This window comes from Dyadobacter sp., assembly GCF_017744695.1.
Classification (GTDB): Bacteria; Bacteroidota; Bacteroidia; order Cytophagales; family Spirosomataceae; genus Dyadobacter.
Genome location: NZ_JAGIAS010000003.1, coordinates 601,207 through 616,985 on the forward strand (window position 1 = coordinate 601,207; position 15,779 = coordinate 616,985).

The window sequence follows — 15,779 nt, forward strand, 5'->3', positions numbered from 1 at the left end:
CGGTTACTTTGATTAAACGGTTACTTTTTGTTGTTGGCTACGAAAGCTTTCATCATTGCCCACTCACGGCCCGCAGTTTTGGCTTTAAATGTTTCCAGGCAGCCGCGGTCCTGCAAGGTAATGTAGCAGGTTTTCCCATTCTTGCCCCCAAAGCAGATGTTCGACACCTTCTTCCCGATGGTGTGAATGGTATGGATTACTTTTCCTTCGGGAGACAATACAGCCACTTCGCCTTTACCGTGACGGGTGATGTACAGGTTGCCGTGCACATCGCAGCGCATGCCATCCATCCCGCCATCTTCGAAATGGTGGAGCAGTTTTTTATTGGATAATGTACCATCCGTCGCCAGATCGAACACCCATACGTTACGCTGGACGCTTTCGTTGACGTACAGTTTCTTCTCGTCGGGGCTTACGTCGATACCATTGGTAGTCCCCATGTTGCCAAAGGCCAGATTTACTTTTCCTTCGGGTGTGATATGCCAGATTTGCCCCGTCCCCTCTTTCCAGTTCGGGTCGGAAGCGAAGACGTGCCCGGAAGCGGTCACGGCGAGATCATTCGGCTGGTTCATCTTCGGCTCGTTCGCGAAAACAGAAACATCCTTGGTGATCATATCCACTTTCAGAATGTTGTGCCCGGTGAAATCGGCCACGTAAAAAGTGTTTTTATTCACAAAACGGATCCCGTTGCCCGTACTCCCTTTTGGAAGAGTCACGAAAAAGCTCGCATTCCCCTTTTTACTGAGCTGTGCGATCGTACCATCCCGGGCGAAGTTCACGGCATAAACATTGCCGTCTTCGTCCACCGCAGGTCCTTCGCAGTTGGCGGTAAACTCTCCTTCGTTGGAAAATTTCTTACTTTTTGTCTGAGCGAGACTGATTCCCGAAGACAATAGCGCGACGGTGAGGAGGATTGCTAAAATTCTGGTCATGGGGTAATATCTTCAAAATCACTGATTTTTCCACTTGATGGCGCAGCCAACCGGTTTGGTGATGGTCGTTACCACAGGTTTGCCGCCCACCAGGTTGGTTACGGCCTCGTCCACGTACAGTTTCGTCACACCGGCGGCGTCCTGCGGGTTGTCGTCGATCATCCCCATGTACCGCACCGCAAACTGCGCGCCATTTTTCTGTAACACAAAAGCCTGTGGCGTACGGCCGGCTCCGAACTTACGGGCAACCTGCTGCATATCATCGACAAGATAAGGATAACCATAATGCTTGGCCGTAGCACGCTCCTTCATTTTTTCGAAAGTATCGTCCTGATGCGTTCCGGGGTCGCTCGGGTTGATCGCGATAACGGGGTAACCCTGCCCCGCGAACTTGTTATTGAGGGCAATAATGCGGTCCTCATAAGCCTTCGCGAACGGACAGTGGTTGCTTGTAAAGACCACGATTATCCCTTTCGAATTGGTAAAATCCGAAAGCGACACCATACTTCCGTCGGTATTTTTCAAACGGAAGTTCGATACAGCATCGCCCACCTGGTATCCACCCTGGCCTTGCGCATGAGCGAGGCGCCCGAGTGATACAAGAAAGAGGACCATTAAAACCCACCGACTAACTTTTATCTTCATGTTTTCTAAATCTACTGTCTCTATGACCTCAATAATAGGTAAAAGTAAAAGCGCGACCTGTTAAATTTTGTTAAGGCAACCGTTTACGCTCCATGTCTAAACGCGGGAGTTTACCCGAACCATATAAAGGTAACTTTTTGCGCATTTTTAATCACATCGGCCATTTATAATTCAAACGCGGGTAAGTCCTCAATGATGACAACCCAGGGGCGCCTTACCCTGAATATCGGGACGGGGTCCTGCGAGATATTAAAAAAACGGGAATATTCCGCTTAATACATTGTAATTCTGTCACTCTCTTTCTATCTTTGCACCTCAAATTTTGAATCCAGTTTAATATAATTATTAACATGTACGCAATCGTAGAAATCGCAGGTCAGCAATTTAAAGTTGAAAAGGGTCGCGAAATCTTCACGCATAGGCTTGAAGGTGACGTGAACGCTGCACTTGTATTTGACAAAGTCCTTCTCGTTGATAACGGAGGCACAGTACAGGTAGGTCTTCCGACAGTAGCGGGTGCTTCTGTAAAAGCAACCGTTCTCGAACACCTGAAAGGTGAGAAAGTGATCGTTTTCAAAAAGAAACGCCGCAAAGGATACCGTGTGAAAAACGGTCACCGTCAGTATCTGACCAAAATCAGCATCGACGAAATCGTTGCCTAAGCATTTGGCGGAAGCCTGAAACAGTTCAAAACAGGAAACTACAATTTAAGTATAAGATATCATGGCACATAAGAAAGGTGTAGGTAGCTCGAAAAACGGACGTGAATCGGAAAGTAAACGTCTTGGTGTAAAATTATTCGGTGGCCAGTTGGCAAAAGCAGGTAACATCCTGGTTCGTCAGCGTGGAACCAAGCACAACCCAGGTAAGAACGTAGGCATCGGCCGCGACCACACATTGTTCGCATTGGTTGATGGTAACGTAGTGTTCCGCAAGACCCGTGAAAACAGATCTTACGTTCACATCGAACCGATCGCGGTTGAAGCTGCTGCGGAAGCGTAAGCCACGCACCGTCAGTACTTCCAAAGAAGTTAAAAGAACCCGTCAGGCAACAGTTTGACGGGTTTTTTATTGGCTAATGCGCCCGCGGTCAAACCAAAAGGCCGCATTCGGTGTTCTCTAAACCGGAAAGTTGTTTTACCCTATCATTATCGACCATCCCAATGTTGTCACGACCTATTTTTGTATATACCGAATTGAGCCCCAACCCCAACTCGATGAAGTTCGTCCTGAATTTCGAGCTGGTACCCGACGGCCTTTCGTTTGATTACCCTTCACTGGAAGCTGCGTTGGAAGAGGGCAAGTCGTCACCCCTCGCGGCCGACCTCTTCCAGTTCCCGCACGTGAAACGCGTGTTCATCGCAAGCAACTTCATTACCATTACCAAAGGCGACGATATTGCCTGGGAAGAGGTGCTGCGCGACACGAAGCAATTCATCAAGATTTATTTCGAAGAAAACCACCCGGTATTCGAGCAAAAAACGATCGATAGCAATACGCTGATCGTCGATGCGAGGGATTCCGATACGGTACAGAAAATCAAAGCCGCATTGGATCAATATGTACGTCCTGCCGTTGAATCGGACGGAGGCGCGATCAACTTCCATTCGTTCGACGAAGGTTCGGGCGTGGTGAAGGTACTTTTGCAAGGTTCTTGCAGCGGCTGCCCGTCGTCGACACTCACGCTGAAAGCCGGTATCGAAAACTTGCTCACCCGCATGGTGCCTGATGTGAAAGAAGTAGTAGCCGAAGGCGTTTAATGCCTCATACATATACATTGAAAACCCTGCCGCACCCCGGCAGGGTTTCTTTTTATGATGTGTTTTGTTAGTTTCGGCGCATGAAGCCACCGCTCGAAAAGTTTATCGACCGCATTGAAGCATTACAATCGACCGGTAATGCATTGTTTCCCAAAGGCATTTTCCCGGCGCAGCGGTCCAACTCCATGCTCGGCTATCGGCGACCCGATACGACGATGTTCTTCTCGGCGATCACGGCATTCACGCTTCAATCCATTCGAAAATATTGCAGTCCCGAAAGTCAGGCGCAAATCGACGCTATCCGCAGCCGGGTAACTGCCAACTATCCCGATTTCCAGAATAAAGACGGCCTGAAAACCTATAATTTCTGGAAAACCAAACCTTCACGCCACTTCCCGAATGGCCGTTGGTTTCACCGTTTCGAGCATTTCCGCATTCCCGACGACATCGACGACACTGCATTTGCCTATCTGACCACCTCTCCTTCGGAAGAGGAGTTGTTTTGGTTAAAGGAAAAACTGGCACTCCACGCGAATGGCACCAAGCTCTGGATCAGGAATACCTATCCCGAGTACAAGCAGTTAAGAGCCTATTCCACGTGGTTTGGCAAGAATATGTATGTGGAGTTCGATATGAGCGTGCTAAGCAATATGCTATACTGCATTTTGCATTACAAATTACCCCTGAATGCACATGACGAAGCGAGTTTTGAATACATCCGTTCGGTGATTGAAACCCGGCGGTACATCGATGCGCCGTTCCGTTGCGCGCACCAGTACCCACGCACACCGCTGATCATCTACCATGTTTCGCGACTGATGGCCGCATTCAAACCAGCCGCATTATTACCGGTTTGGGCACAACTGGCCAACGATGCCGAAAACCTTTTGAAAAACACCCGTAACCCTATGGATCGCGTCCTGCTTGCCACATCGCTCATGCGGCTTGGCCGCGCTACGGAACGCATTCCGGTGGAGGATTTTTCAGCAAAAGATTTCAAGGGCTTTTACTTTTTCATAGCCGGCCTTCTGACGGCTTACGAGAACCCTGTGCTTTACAGGCTGTCGGTTAACCCGCTTGTGCACATGCATTGGACGTGCGAGGCTCATTGCTGGGCACTCCTCGCAGAATACGAGGCACTTTGGAACCAGCAGCGACCTCATGCCGCTTTACCATTATCCAATCCCAGATAGGCAAATGGCAGATCATACCATATCATTAAAGCTCCGCGAAATTATCCGCGAAACCGACGACGCCAAAACTTTCATTTTTGAAACGCTCGACGGCAGTACGTTGAACTACAAGGCCGGCCAGTTTCTCACCTTTCTCATCGATATACACGGCCACGAAGTGCGGCGCTCCTATTCGATGAGTTCGGCTCCCGGTGTGGATGCATTTCCCGCCATAACCGTCAAAAGAGTCCCTAATGGCGAAATTTCCCGCTTCTGGATCGACACGGTGCAAACGGGGGATACATTCAGCGTATTGGCCCCCTCTGGCAGGTTTGTACTGGAAAACGAAGATACGGGTGCACGCGACATTGTACTGATCGGCGCCGGAAGTGGTATTACCCCGCTTTTCTCTCTTTTAAAACAAACACTTACACAGGATACCGAAAGCCAGGTAACGCTGATTTACGCGAGCAGAAACATACGCAACACGCTTTTCTGGAACGACATTATCGAATGGCAGGCACGCTTTCCCGAACGACTGCGTGTAGTCCACATCCACAGCCAGCCCACGGAGGAATGGACCGGCATTCAGGGCCGCATTAACAACACCCGGCTGGAACAACTGGTGAGTAAATCGATCCGTTTCAACCGTGAAGATGCCCGCTTCTTTATCTGCGGGCCGTTTGAACTGATGCGTTCCGCGGGCATTACCCTACATTTTATGGGCTTCCGGGGCGAGCAGATCCGCAAGGAGAACTTTGTAATACCATCCCCGCCCCCGCCGCCACCTGTTTCTTACCCGCATCGCATCATGCTCGATTTCCGCGGCTTGACATACGACCTGCTCGTTCCGGCGCATTCCACCGTGTTGGATGCCGCATTGGCCGAAGGAATACAGCTCCCATACAGCTGTAAAGGCGGGCGTTGCTCCTCTTGCGCGGCCGTATGCACGAGTGGTAAGGTACATATGAGCGTGAACGAGGTACTCACCGATCGCGACCTCGCAGAAGGCTGGATATTAACCTGTTCCTCGTATGTCGACAGCGACGACGTAGCGATCGAATTCAGGCAGGAATAAAAACAAAGAAGCGTACAGACCGGGCCGTACGCTTCATTAGGTTTAGGATTAGAGGAATTTCAATGAATGAATTCCTGAAAAGGTTAAGTGTTAGGAATATTAAAGAATAAAATTTTCTTTCTTATCTTATTTACAAAATTACTTGCCAAATCGGTTTTTCCTAACAAAATTTAAAAAAGTGTTCGAGCACGCATTAAAAAACACACAATGTGCTCGTGCACGATGGTTGCTAGAAATAGTATTTTTTAGTGAGATAAAACTAATGGGCAATAGCAGAAATCTCAAATTTATTATAAATAAAATTTGAAAATTTTTGTTCCATATAGTTGCCTTTCACTAGAAATACACTATTTCACCCATCTTCATAATTACTTGTTAGATTTGCTGAACGGAACTGAAAAATCCCTGAATTAAAAGTCGAGTGTGAAAAAGAAAATTGTCAGAATCAAAGATATAGCGGAAAGGGCACAAACCTCCAAAGGCACGGTGGACCGCGTTTTGCACAATCGCGGCAGAGTAGCCGACGATGTACGTGAGCGAATCCTGGCCATCATTAAAGAGTTGAATTACGAGCCAAACCTGATTGCCCAATCCCTGAAATCGCAGCGGGCTTTCAACCTGGCGGCCCTTATCCCCGACCCTAACCTCGACTCCTACTGGGAAGCACCGCACAACGGTCTGGAAAAGGCCGAGAAAGAGCTCCGGCAATACGGGGTACGCATCACGAAGTTCATATTCAATTCGCATTCCGACACTTCTTTTATCTCCAAGGCCAAGGAAGTGGGCCGCGAGCATCCCGACGGTCTGCTGATCGCGCCGATATTCTACAAAGAGGCATTGCCATTTTTCAAGGAATGGGCGGAAATGGGCATACCTTACGTGCTTTTTAACACGCAGATCGAACATGTGAACCCGCTGTGCTACATCGGGCAGGATTCGTACCGGAGTGGGTCCCTGGCGGCGAAAATCCTGCGTTTCGGGCTGCATTCGCCCGGCACCGTGCTCGTAGCACACGTGAATGAGGACATTTCCAACTCTGCGCATTTGATTACGAAAGAAGAAGGTTTCCGTAATTATTTCAAAAGCGAGCAGCTGGAAGATACATTCAGGGTGATCAGCAAGGAAATCAACTTCCCGGATGAAGAAGGGCCCGATAAGCAACTCGACGAGCTACGCAAGCAATATCCCGACCTAAGTGCGATATACGTCACCAATTCAAAAGCATTTGAAGTAGCGGCTTATCTCGAAAAGAATGCATTGAAGGATATCAAATTGATCGGCTATGACCTGATTGGCCGTAACCAGCACTATCTCAACAAAGGCATTATCGATTTCCTGATCAACCAGAACCCGCTGGGACAGGGTTACTGGGGTATTCACCAGCTCGCAAACCATTTGATTTTCAAAAAAGAGATCCCCGCGATCAAATTCCTGCCGCTCGATATTATTACGAAGGAAAACCTGGATTACTACCTCGATCCGCAGTAATGCGACGACGGTAATGTGGGGTCAGGGTTTGTCAGGTGTAGTCAGGTATTGTCAAGTGTGGTCAAGTGTGGTCAGGAGGAGTCATTTGTGGTCAGGAATTGTACCCACTGTTTGGTGTAAGAAAATGCAATGCATAACCGTGTAGCGATGAAATTTAGGTAGCAATCGAAATAAATGATGTATTTTGAAAAATGCCGTCAGGCATGTAACAACAATGCGCTGTTGTTGCATGCCTGACGGCATTTTTAACACAATCCATCGGGTTACGCTTCCTACCAATTTTCCATGCCTGACGGCATTTGGCTCCCGATCAATTTAAAAATTAAAGGCACTTGACCACCACCTGACTACACTTGACAATACCTGACTACACCTGACAAACCCTGACAACTTCTCCTTCAAGTTGCATTACGCATAAACGTTACAGATCCCCAAACTGGCTATACATCTCTTTCAATTTCGGCTCAGTTTCCTTCGCGCGAATGTCTTTCCGTAGCGCGGTTACGCCTTGAATGTCAGTCAGCAGCCCCAACGCCTGGAATGCACCGAAACGTACGAAATATGAAGAATTGTCGCGTGCGAGACCTTCGAGAATTGGAATGCTTCTACGCTGGATATCCTGCTTCGATTTGATGAGGTATTTACCAAAAACTTGCAGGAAATTGTATTTCTCCGTCGGCTTCATTGCGTTCATTTTGGTAAGGAACCACTCGAAGCGCTCGGGCTGGGCGAGGCCGGCATAGTAGTTACCTACCGACGTAATGATTGCGTCATTAGGTGAATTTTCGAATTGCGCTGCCACTTCCGCCGCGTCGTTGGGCTGACTCATGAGGTATTTCTCAATGGCCACCGATGCTACGAGGTAAGAGCTGTCGGTCAATGCCGCTTTAAAAATCGGATCACTGTTATTGTCGCCGAATGAAGCCAGCGTAATGATCGCCTCCGAACGTACCTGCGGGTGCGGATCTTTTTGCGCGCGGTTCTGGATCACTTTTTCAATGTCCGCAAAACCCTCTCCTGCATATTCAGCGAAGTTACTGATCGCCATTTGGCGCAATTTCCAGAACGGATCATCCATAGCCTTCACCAGAATTTTACGTGCCGTAGTATCTGCCAAAGCACCTTCGAGCGACGACAATGCTTCATACTTATGCAGGAAACGGTCGGAATTCACATACTGGAACTCCATTTCAGGCCTATTCTTGTCATGCTCGACAACCGCCAGCAGGTTCGCATCGGCATCGAATACCACCAGGTCGGGCTTTTTCGCAGCAGGGAATTCCAGCGTCTGGTTCACTTTATCCACCACGACATCGTAGCGGCTCTTTTTGCCGGAAACCCACACATCCACTTTCGTCGGCAGCCGGTAAACCGTTGTAGCCAGCGTGTCCTGCGTTTGTTTTACTTTCAAAACCACCTTCGACTGCGCCGGCACAAATTGCTGATCGATCTTCAACACGGGATGTCCGGGGCGGTGGAACCACTGGTCAAAAAACCAGTTCAGGTCCTGACCCGTCACTTTTTCGAAAGAAATACGCAATTCGTCAATTTCAGCTGTGCCAAACGCATGCGATTTGAGATACAGCTGCAATGCCGCAAAGAATGCGTCATCTCCTACCAACGACCGGAGCATATGCAAAATACGGCCTCCTTTGGCATAGGAGTGCGCATCGAACATATTTTCACGATCCTTATAAAAGTAGCGGATCATCGGTACCTGCTTGTTTTCCGATTCTGCCAGATATTCCTTCGTTTCCTGCAAATTACCCCAATCCGCCTCGAAGCGGCCATCGTTATATTCGCTCCAAAGATATTCGGCATAGTTGGCGAAGGATTCGTTCAAGGGTAATTGCCCCCATTCTTCAGCAGTTACATAATCGCCGAACCAGTGATGCGCCAGTTCATGAGCGATCACCGCATCAGAATTGCCGTCTACCAGCGAGCGGGCATCATTTTGCACACCTTCCTCATGCACTGTCGCGGTGGTATTCTCCATAGCACCTGCCACGAAATCACGCACGGCAATCTGCGCGTACTTCTCCCACGGATACTCCACACCGAAGATATTGGTAAAGAAACCCATCATTTCGGGTGTCCGGCCGAAGATCGCATGCGCATCGGCCCCGTATTTCGGTTCCACATAGTAGCTCAGTTCGAGTCCGTTCGGCATCATGTCCTTAGCCACGGCAAAATCGCCTACTGCGATCATGGCAAGGTAAGGGGCGTGGGGTCGTGTCTGTTTCCAGTGATCTGTGCGAAGGCCCTTTTTACCCTCCTCCTGCCCCACGAGCAAGCCATTTGAAAGGGTTTTGTAGGTACTGTCGACAGTAATGTAAATATCCTGGGTAAACTTCTGATTCGGCGCGTCGATGGTTGGGAACCAGCAGGAACTACCCTCAGTCTCCCCTTGCGTCCACACCTGCCGGGGCTTACCTTCGTCGAGGCCGTCGGCATTGATAAAATATAATCCCTTATCGGAAGCGCTGTCGTCTTCCTTTCCTCTTGGCACGTCGTTTGGTTTCGCTATGTAATCGATTTTTACAAAAAGCGTGTCCTTACGGGTGTATTCCTGGCCGAGTTTAATGATGATCTTGCGCTTGTCGTAGGTAAATTCGAGCTTCTTTTTAACTTTTCCTGCAATTTCCTCACCGGTCAGGTCCCCATATTCGCCAGTGGCATCCAGCATTGAAATACCTTTTATTTCAAACCCTTTTGCATCCAGTTCGAGCGTATTCTGCGGATAAAAATGCGGTTTGAACTTCAATATTGCCGATGCCGGCACCTGCTGTTTCACCCAATCCAGCTGTATATCCAGCCTCGTGTATAAAATATCGCTTTTGCGGGCTCTTTCGGGCCGGTAAGGCCCCTGCTTGGTTACCGTGCCCGGATTTCTTCGGTAGAGTGTGTCAGCATCGACGCCAGCCGATGCCGGAGCGCTGAATGAAAGAGAAAGTATGCCAAAAACTGTAAAGATCAATCGGTTCAAAGAAGGCCTTTTAATATCACCGGTCATATCCGCTTTCTGATTGATTGCTAGGAAGTAAGTCAATGTAAATAAGTTAATAAACGATTTTCTGGTGTCTTCGGGCCATTGCTACACCCGCAGCAACGCGCCCGCCTCTGCGGCCCTTCTGGCCGGGATGTACGAAACAACCATAGTTATCATAACGACAATTACGCCCGTGTAGAGTATGTCTTCCCAAATTAATTTAACGGGATAAGCATCCACCAGCGAGGTGGTCATACCCATCGAAACAAAGCCGTACCGCGTTTGCAGCCAGCAAATCACAATGCCGCCCAAAAGCCCCACAATGGCACCCGAAAATGCCACAATAGCGCCTTCGGCCAAAAAGATCCTGCGGACCAGCGACTGCGTTGCCCCCATGGCAAAAAGCATCGAAACATCCTTCTTCTTCTCAATCGCTAACATACTGAGCGAGAAAAAGATATTGATTGCAGCTACTAAAATAATCAGCGAAAGGGTCACTGCCACAAAAAGCTTTTCCATTTTTATCGCCCGGAGCAGGTCCGCATTCAGCGAATCCCGGTCTTTCACTACAAAAGCCTTGCCCAGCTTCGCAGCGATTACCTCGCTTACGTCCTTCTCGGTATAGCCAGGCTCAATGTAAACTTCCAGGGCAGAAAGCTCTCCATTGTAGCCCATCAGGCTTTCTACCTGCTTCAATGGCGCAATGATGTAGTCGTCGTAGCGTGACTCGATGGAAAACACACCACCCGGACGAAGGTCCAGTTGATTGAATGCCTCCGGGGACGTCAGGTTGAGCGTCTTCGTACCCGTACGCGGGTACAGGAGCTCGAGCGGCGTAAATATGTCTTCCAGAGAGATGGATAGTGCATTCCGGATACCTTCCGCAATGATCGCGTAAGGCGTGCCATTGTTTCCCACGAGCTTCACCGAACCCTCGACTATCGCGGTATCGAGTTGTTTCTGTTGTTCGAATGTACTGTCGACACCTTTCAGCCGGATAATGGTTTGCTGGCTTCCGTATCGGGCCAACGCATTATCTTCAATCACCTTAGTGACCAATTTCACTCCCTTAACCGCTTTCAGTTCACTCGTGAGCGCCGGCGTCATTTTGAACCGCTTGCCTTCCGCGGGTACGATACGCACATCCGAATCGAACGTCTTGAAAATTTTGCGATTAAGGTCCTCCATGCCATTGAACACGGATAATACCACCACCATAGCCATCGTCCCGACCGCCACGCCTGCCATGGCAATGCGTGCGATCAGACTGATAAAACTCCTTTTGTTACGCGAAAAAAAGTAGCGAACGGCAATCCGATAGGAAATGTCCATGGGCTCGAACTTGAAATCAGTAGCTATCTTCCTCCTCGTCGGGCTGTGCAGGCGGGATCACCAGATCCGCGAACAACTGATCCATTTTAGCCGCGTATTCGGCAGTGTCGTCGATATAGAATTGCAGGTGCGGAACGATCCTCAATTGGTGGCGAACGCGTTCGGCGAGCTTCTGGCGAATGAAACGGGTATTTTCCCGGATCGTTTCCAGCAGCATGGTTTTGTTTTTATCGGGCAGGAAGCTGAGGTACGCCCGCGCGATGCTCAGATCGGGTGTGACGCGCACGGCAGTGATGGTCACAAACGCACCACTCGTTAAATGCTGCGCATCCTTCTGAAAAATTTCTCCCAGGTCTTTCTGTATTTGCCTGCCTACTTTTTGTTGTCTTTTCGATTCCATGTCTTGAATGTTAAACGGAGGGGTTTTGCCGGTCCTGACCGCACATCCTGGTTCACCAGTTAGGCTAATGTAAACTAACATCTCCTAAATCATTCCCTCTCTCCTTTCAATAAGTACAAATATCCATACTTATTTTGTTTTTGTAGAACCCGGCATTGTAATTTCGTGAAACTTATTCCCATAAGATACCTAATCCACCAGCCGCTTGCTTAGTTTTTTTCGCGTAAACGCACGGTACCAGACCATCAGTTTAGTAGTATTCTTCCTGCTGCTCCGTCTCCCTTTTTTCCTGGGCGGCGCGCCGTTGCTGATACCTGAGTTGAGCTGGATGCTCGTAGGTGAACAAATGGGCCGGGGGTTTATGCTCTACCGCGATGTTTGGGACAACGTGAGCCCATTCTCGGGTCTCACCTACTGGCTGATCGATAGCCTCTTTGGACGGGCTCAATGGGTGTACCAGCTAGCGGCCATGGGCGTTTCGCTGGTGCAGATATTGTATTTTAACTACGTTATCCACTCCCGCGACGTCTTCCCCGAGCGCACGTTCCTGCCCGGCGCATTGTATGCGTTGTTTCTGAATATTTCTTTCGATATGGGTACGCTGTCGCCCATGTTGCTGGCCAATACCTTTCTGCTTTTCGCATTTGGTTCGATTGTGAAAATGCTTGTCAGAAGGGAAGTAACCACGCAGGTTTTCGAGCTGGGGCTTTACATTGGTATCGCTACGCTGTTCTACTTGCCGGCGTCACTGTTTATGGTATGGGCGTTTCTCGCATTGCTGTTCTATACGGGTTCCACTTTCCGCCACCACCTGCTCGGGCTCTTCGGATCGATATTCCCTTTGCTAATGGTCGTGCTGTTTTTCTACCTGAACAACGGGATGGAGAGCCTGAACCGGAACCTCCTCACCTCGGTATTCCAGGTAAAACAATATAACCTCAACGACTTTTCTTCCTTGCTGGCGTCGCTGTTGCTGCCGCTTGGCTTCGGGATCATGGGTTTTATGCGGATTTTCACGACGCTAAGATTTGTGAACTATCAAACTCGCATTCAGCAGGTTATGGCACTGTGGTTTATTGCAGCGGTGTTTACGATCCCATTGATGCAGTTCCTGGCGCCTATGCAATTCGTCATATTCATTCCGCCTGCGGCATTCTTCGCTACGCATTACTTCCAGAGTTTCAAAAAGAACAGCTGGGCTGATGAACTGCAGTTCACGCTCATGGGCGCGATGATTGTTTTGATACAATATCAGGGATTGAGAGGGGTACTGCCGGGCGTTGCCATGGGTAAGCTGGAAAACCTGCGGGCCAAGCCTGCCAGTCTGCCGGAGCAGATCCAGAACAAACGCATTCTGGTTTTAGGACAAAATTCAGGAGAGTATATCAATAACCTCACGGCCACCCCCTACCTCAACTGGGAACTGGCAAGCTACGACTTGCGGAACCTCGATAACTTCGACAGCGTGATTCACGTTTACGACAACTTCCGCAAAGATCCGCCCGAATATGTGATCGATAAGGTGAATATCATGCCGAAACTCCTGAACCGGGTTCCGGCATTGAAAAAACAATATATCCTAAGCCCCTGGAAAGGTATTTATCAACGGGCTTATTAGCAGGAAATCTTGTCGACACGCGTCTGGTGACGACCTCCTTCGAATTCAGTACTCAAAAATGCTTCCAGGCTGGCCAGAGCAGTTTCCAGCTCGATAAACCGCACGGGGAAACAAATCACATTCGCATCGTTATGCTGGCGGGCCAGAGGCGCGAGCGGCAAATCCCATACGAGCGCAGCACGCACACCCTGGTGCTTGTTCGCGGTGATGCACACGCCCTGTCCGCTTCCACAAAGCAGCACCCCCTTTTCGAACTCCTTGCTTTCCACGCCGCTGGCCACCGGATGCGCGAAATCCGCGTAATCCGCCGAATCAGCACTGTAAGTCCCGAAATCCTTTACTTCGAAACCATTGGTGGTAAGCCAGTCGATAACCGGTTGCTTGTAGGGGAAACCTGCGTGATCGGAGCCGATAGCAATTTTTCTCATTACTTTTTTGTTAATTACAGCCCACCGTTCGTTAACGAAGGCGGACAGAGTGAAAAGTTTTTTATTATTGGGTTAATGGTACAAAGTTACCATTATACTGATCAACAACTCAATTGAATGCTAAATATGAGTGAAGAAGTAAAACCAACCAATGGAGAATTAGTGGATGTTTCTCTCCTCAATCCGGCGGTTCCGGAAGACGAGAAAAGGATCAAGGAGGCGTTTGAAGACCGCAACTGGAACGAAATCAAGAGTGCCGATTCATGGGTTGTTTTCAAAGTAATGGCCGAATTCGTGGAAGGATTCGACAAGCTGGCCAAAATTGGCCCGTGCGTTTCCATTTTCGGTTCCGCCCGTACATTGCCCGACAACCCTCACTATAAAACCGCGGAAGATATAGCCGCGAAGCTGGTACGCCATGGCTATGGCGTGATCACCGGGGGTGGCCCGGGTATCATGGAAGCCGGTAACAAAGGGGCATTCCAACAGGGCGGTAAGTCGGTCGGGTTGAATATCAAACTGCCGTTCGAACAGCATAGCAACCTGTACATCGACCACGACAAGAGCATTAACTTCGATTTCTTCTTTGTGCGGAAAGTAATGTTTGTCAAATACTCGCAGGGCTTCATCGTCATGCCGGGCGGCTTTGGCACACTCGACGAGCTCTTCGAGGCGATGACATTAATCCAGACAAAAAAAATCGGCCGTTTCCCGATCGTACTGGTCGGCTCCGCCTACTGGTCGGGGCTGATCGACTGGATCAAGGGAACGATGCTTACCGAGCACAATATCAATCCGGAAGACCTCAAACTGATTAGTCTGGTAGACACCCCCGACGAGGCCGTGAAAGTGATCGATACGTTCTATTCGAAATACCTCCTGAAACCCAACTTCTGACAACAAATATTCTCCACATAGGGCCGTACCGTCAGAACGACAGGTACGGCCCTATTTTTTGGATTATCCCATCATCCAGCACTTTTACATTCCGCAATTCTTCCAGCGAACGGAACGGTCCGTGCTGTGTGCGATAATCGATCAAAACCTGTATTTGTTTTCGATTTCTCAGATAGGGATGCCGCCCGAGCTCCTCCGTGGTTGCCGTATTGATATGGATCTTTTTAACCGCGCTACCCACCTTCGCGAAGCGCTTTAACTCGGATAAAGCAACAGAATCGAGGCCGTAAACTTCATTAAACTGGTCGGTGGAATGAAACCCGCCCAGCCCGTCACGGAACTTCACAATGCGCGCTGCGAGCTTGCTACCGATCCCTTTCAGGCTGATCAGCGCTGTTGTGTCGCATTGGTTAATATCGAATACCTGAACGCTGTTTTTTGTCTCATGCCCGCGGGTTGCGCCCGAATAAGGTTTTGAAGAACCTTGCTGCGCTTCCTCAAACCCCGGTTTCCGGTTCCGGATCACAATATACTGCTCCAATCGCCCATACAGATCCGGCGGGAAATCGTAAATCTTCATCAGATCTTCCTTCCGATTGAAGCGCCCGCCCTTACTTCTGAACCTTTCAATGCGCCCCGCCAGGAATCCGGAAATACCAACGCCCATCAACTCGCGCTCCGAGGCTGTGTTGGGGTCAAATCTGACGAGTTTTATTTGTTCAGGCTTCAATGCAACCGGCTCATTTGAGGCGCTGGACCGATTACGAGGCTTATATTTCGTCTTTTGCTGTTTTTCTAAAAGCAATGCAATGCTATCCAGCACCCTTCGTTCGGGCGGCGGGCTGCCTGTGGGCACGAAAGGCAAGATCCAGCGCCGGAACATGAAGGGCGTCCAGATGATCATCACGCAGCCCAGCATCATTACCAGGGCACCACGCGCTTCTTTTCGGGATATTCCGAAAAAATCCTGTAAACCATTTAAAATTTTCTGATACATACGTCGGGATTGTTTTCTCCTTTTGACGCTGCACCGGCATTTT

General features: G+C 49.3%; 15 protein-coding genes. 8 read left to right on the forward strand and 7 right to left on the reverse strand.

The genetic code is table 11. The features are described 5' to 3' along the window. Positions 1–20: 20 nt before the first annotated feature. Positions 21–932, reverse strand: a complete 912-nt coding sequence (locus J7619_RS14585) for an SMP-30/gluconolactonase/LRE family protein (RefSeq protein WP_291199494.1) — start codon at positions 930–932, stop codon at positions 21–23. 18 nt (positions 933–950) lie between these two features. After that, positions 951–1,577, reverse strand: coding sequence for a thioredoxin family protein (locus J7619_RS14590; RefSeq protein ID WP_291199497.1), 627 nt, complete (start codon positions 1,575–1,577; stop codon positions 951–953). A 350-nt stretch (positions 1,578–1,927) separates the two neighbouring features. Between J7619_RS14590 and rplU the strand changes: the two genes are divergently transcribed. From rplU to J7619_RS14620, 6 genes are all read left to right on the forward strand, one after another. Then, complete coding sequence (rplU, locus tag J7619_RS14595; RefSeq protein WP_015814326.1) at positions 1,928–2,239, forward strand: 50S ribosomal protein L21; 312 nt, start codon at positions 1,928–1,930, stop codon at positions 2,237–2,239. A gap of 61 nt (positions 2,240–2,300) precedes the next feature. Next, complete coding sequence (gene rpmA / locus J7619_RS14600; RefSeq protein ID WP_015814325.1) at positions 2,301–2,579, forward strand: 50S ribosomal protein L27; 279 nt, start codon at positions 2,301–2,303, stop codon at positions 2,577–2,579. Positions 2,580–2,740: 161 nt separating this feature from the next. Continuing rightward, complete coding sequence (locus J7619_RS14605) at positions 2,741–3,337, forward strand: NifU family protein (protein WP_106596132.1); 597 nt, start codon at positions 2,741–2,743, stop codon at positions 3,335–3,337. Positions 3,338–3,417: 80 nt separating this feature from the next. Further along, positions 3,418–4,530 carry a hypothetical protein gene (locus J7619_RS14610; protein WP_291199501.1) on the forward strand — a complete coding sequence of 371 codons (1,113 nt, stop codon included), beginning with the start codon at positions 3,418–3,420 and terminating at the stop codon, positions 4,528–4,530. Positions 4,531–4,534: 4 nt separating this feature from the next. Further along, positions 4,535–5,587: a ferredoxin--NADP reductase gene (locus J7619_RS14615; RefSeq protein ID WP_291199504.1), complete on the forward strand. Its 1,053-nt coding sequence runs from the start codon at positions 4,535–4,537 to the stop codon at positions 5,585–5,587. 423 nt (positions 5,588–6,010) lie between these two features. Next, positions 6,011–7,075 carry a substrate-binding domain-containing protein gene (locus J7619_RS14620; RefSeq protein ID WP_291199507.1) on the forward strand — a complete coding sequence of 355 codons (1,065 nt, stop codon included), beginning with the start codon at positions 6,011–6,013 and terminating at the stop codon, positions 7,073–7,075. 421 nt (positions 7,076–7,496) lie between these two features. Here J7619_RS14620 and J7619_RS14625 read toward each other — a convergent pair whose 3' ends face one another. The 3 genes from J7619_RS14625 to rbfA all read right to left on the reverse strand — a co-directional run bounded on the left by J7619_RS14625 (position 7,497) and on the right by rbfA (position 11,796). Continuing rightward, a complete protein-coding gene (locus tag J7619_RS14625; protein ID WP_291199510.1) occupies positions 7,497–10,061 on the reverse strand; it encodes a M1 family metallopeptidase in 2,565 nt (854 codons plus the stop codon). Between the two features lie 108 nt (positions 10,062–10,169). Beyond that, positions 10,170–11,396: an FtsX-like permease family protein gene (locus tag J7619_RS14630; RefSeq protein WP_291199513.1), complete on the reverse strand. Its 1,227-nt coding sequence runs from the start codon at positions 11,394–11,396 to the stop codon at positions 10,170–10,172. Positions 11,397–11,412: 16 nt separating this feature from the next. Continuing rightward, positions 11,413–11,796: a 30S ribosome-binding factor RbfA gene (gene rbfA / locus J7619_RS14635; RefSeq protein ID WP_223402948.1), complete on the reverse strand. Its 384-nt coding sequence runs from the start codon at positions 11,794–11,796 to the stop codon at positions 11,413–11,415. A gap of 205 nt (positions 11,797–12,001) precedes the next feature. On the opposite strand from rbfA, the gene J7619_RS14640 reads away from it, so the two are divergent. Then, positions 12,002–13,414 carry a hypothetical protein gene (locus tag J7619_RS14640; RefSeq protein WP_291199519.1) on the forward strand — a complete coding sequence of 471 codons (1,413 nt, stop codon included), beginning with the start codon at positions 12,002–12,004 and terminating at the stop codon, positions 13,412–13,414. On the opposite strand, the gene rpiB is transcribed toward J7619_RS14640, so the two are convergent. Then, the gene (gene rpiB / locus J7619_RS14645; RefSeq protein WP_015814316.1) at positions 13,411–13,842 is read right to left on the reverse strand and encodes a ribose 5-phosphate isomerase B; all 432 of its coding nucleotides are present in this window, start codon (positions 13,840–13,842) and stop codon (positions 13,411–13,413) included. The genes J7619_RS14640 and rpiB overlap by 4 nt on opposite strands. Before the next feature lie 126 nt (positions 13,843–13,968). Between rpiB and J7619_RS14650 the strand changes: the two genes are divergently transcribed. Beyond that, positions 13,969–14,739, forward strand: coding sequence for a TIGR00730 family Rossman fold protein (locus tag J7619_RS14650; protein ID WP_291199524.1), 771 nt, complete (start codon positions 13,969–13,971; stop codon positions 14,737–14,739). Between the two features lie 31 nt (positions 14,740–14,770). On the opposite strand, the gene J7619_RS14655 is transcribed toward J7619_RS14650, so the two are convergent. Beyond that, positions 14,771–15,736, reverse strand: a complete 966-nt coding sequence (locus J7619_RS14655) for a helix-hairpin-helix domain-containing protein (RefSeq protein WP_291199527.1) — start codon at positions 15,734–15,736, stop codon at positions 14,771–14,773. Between the last annotated feature and the right edge of the window lie 43 nt (positions 15,737–15,779).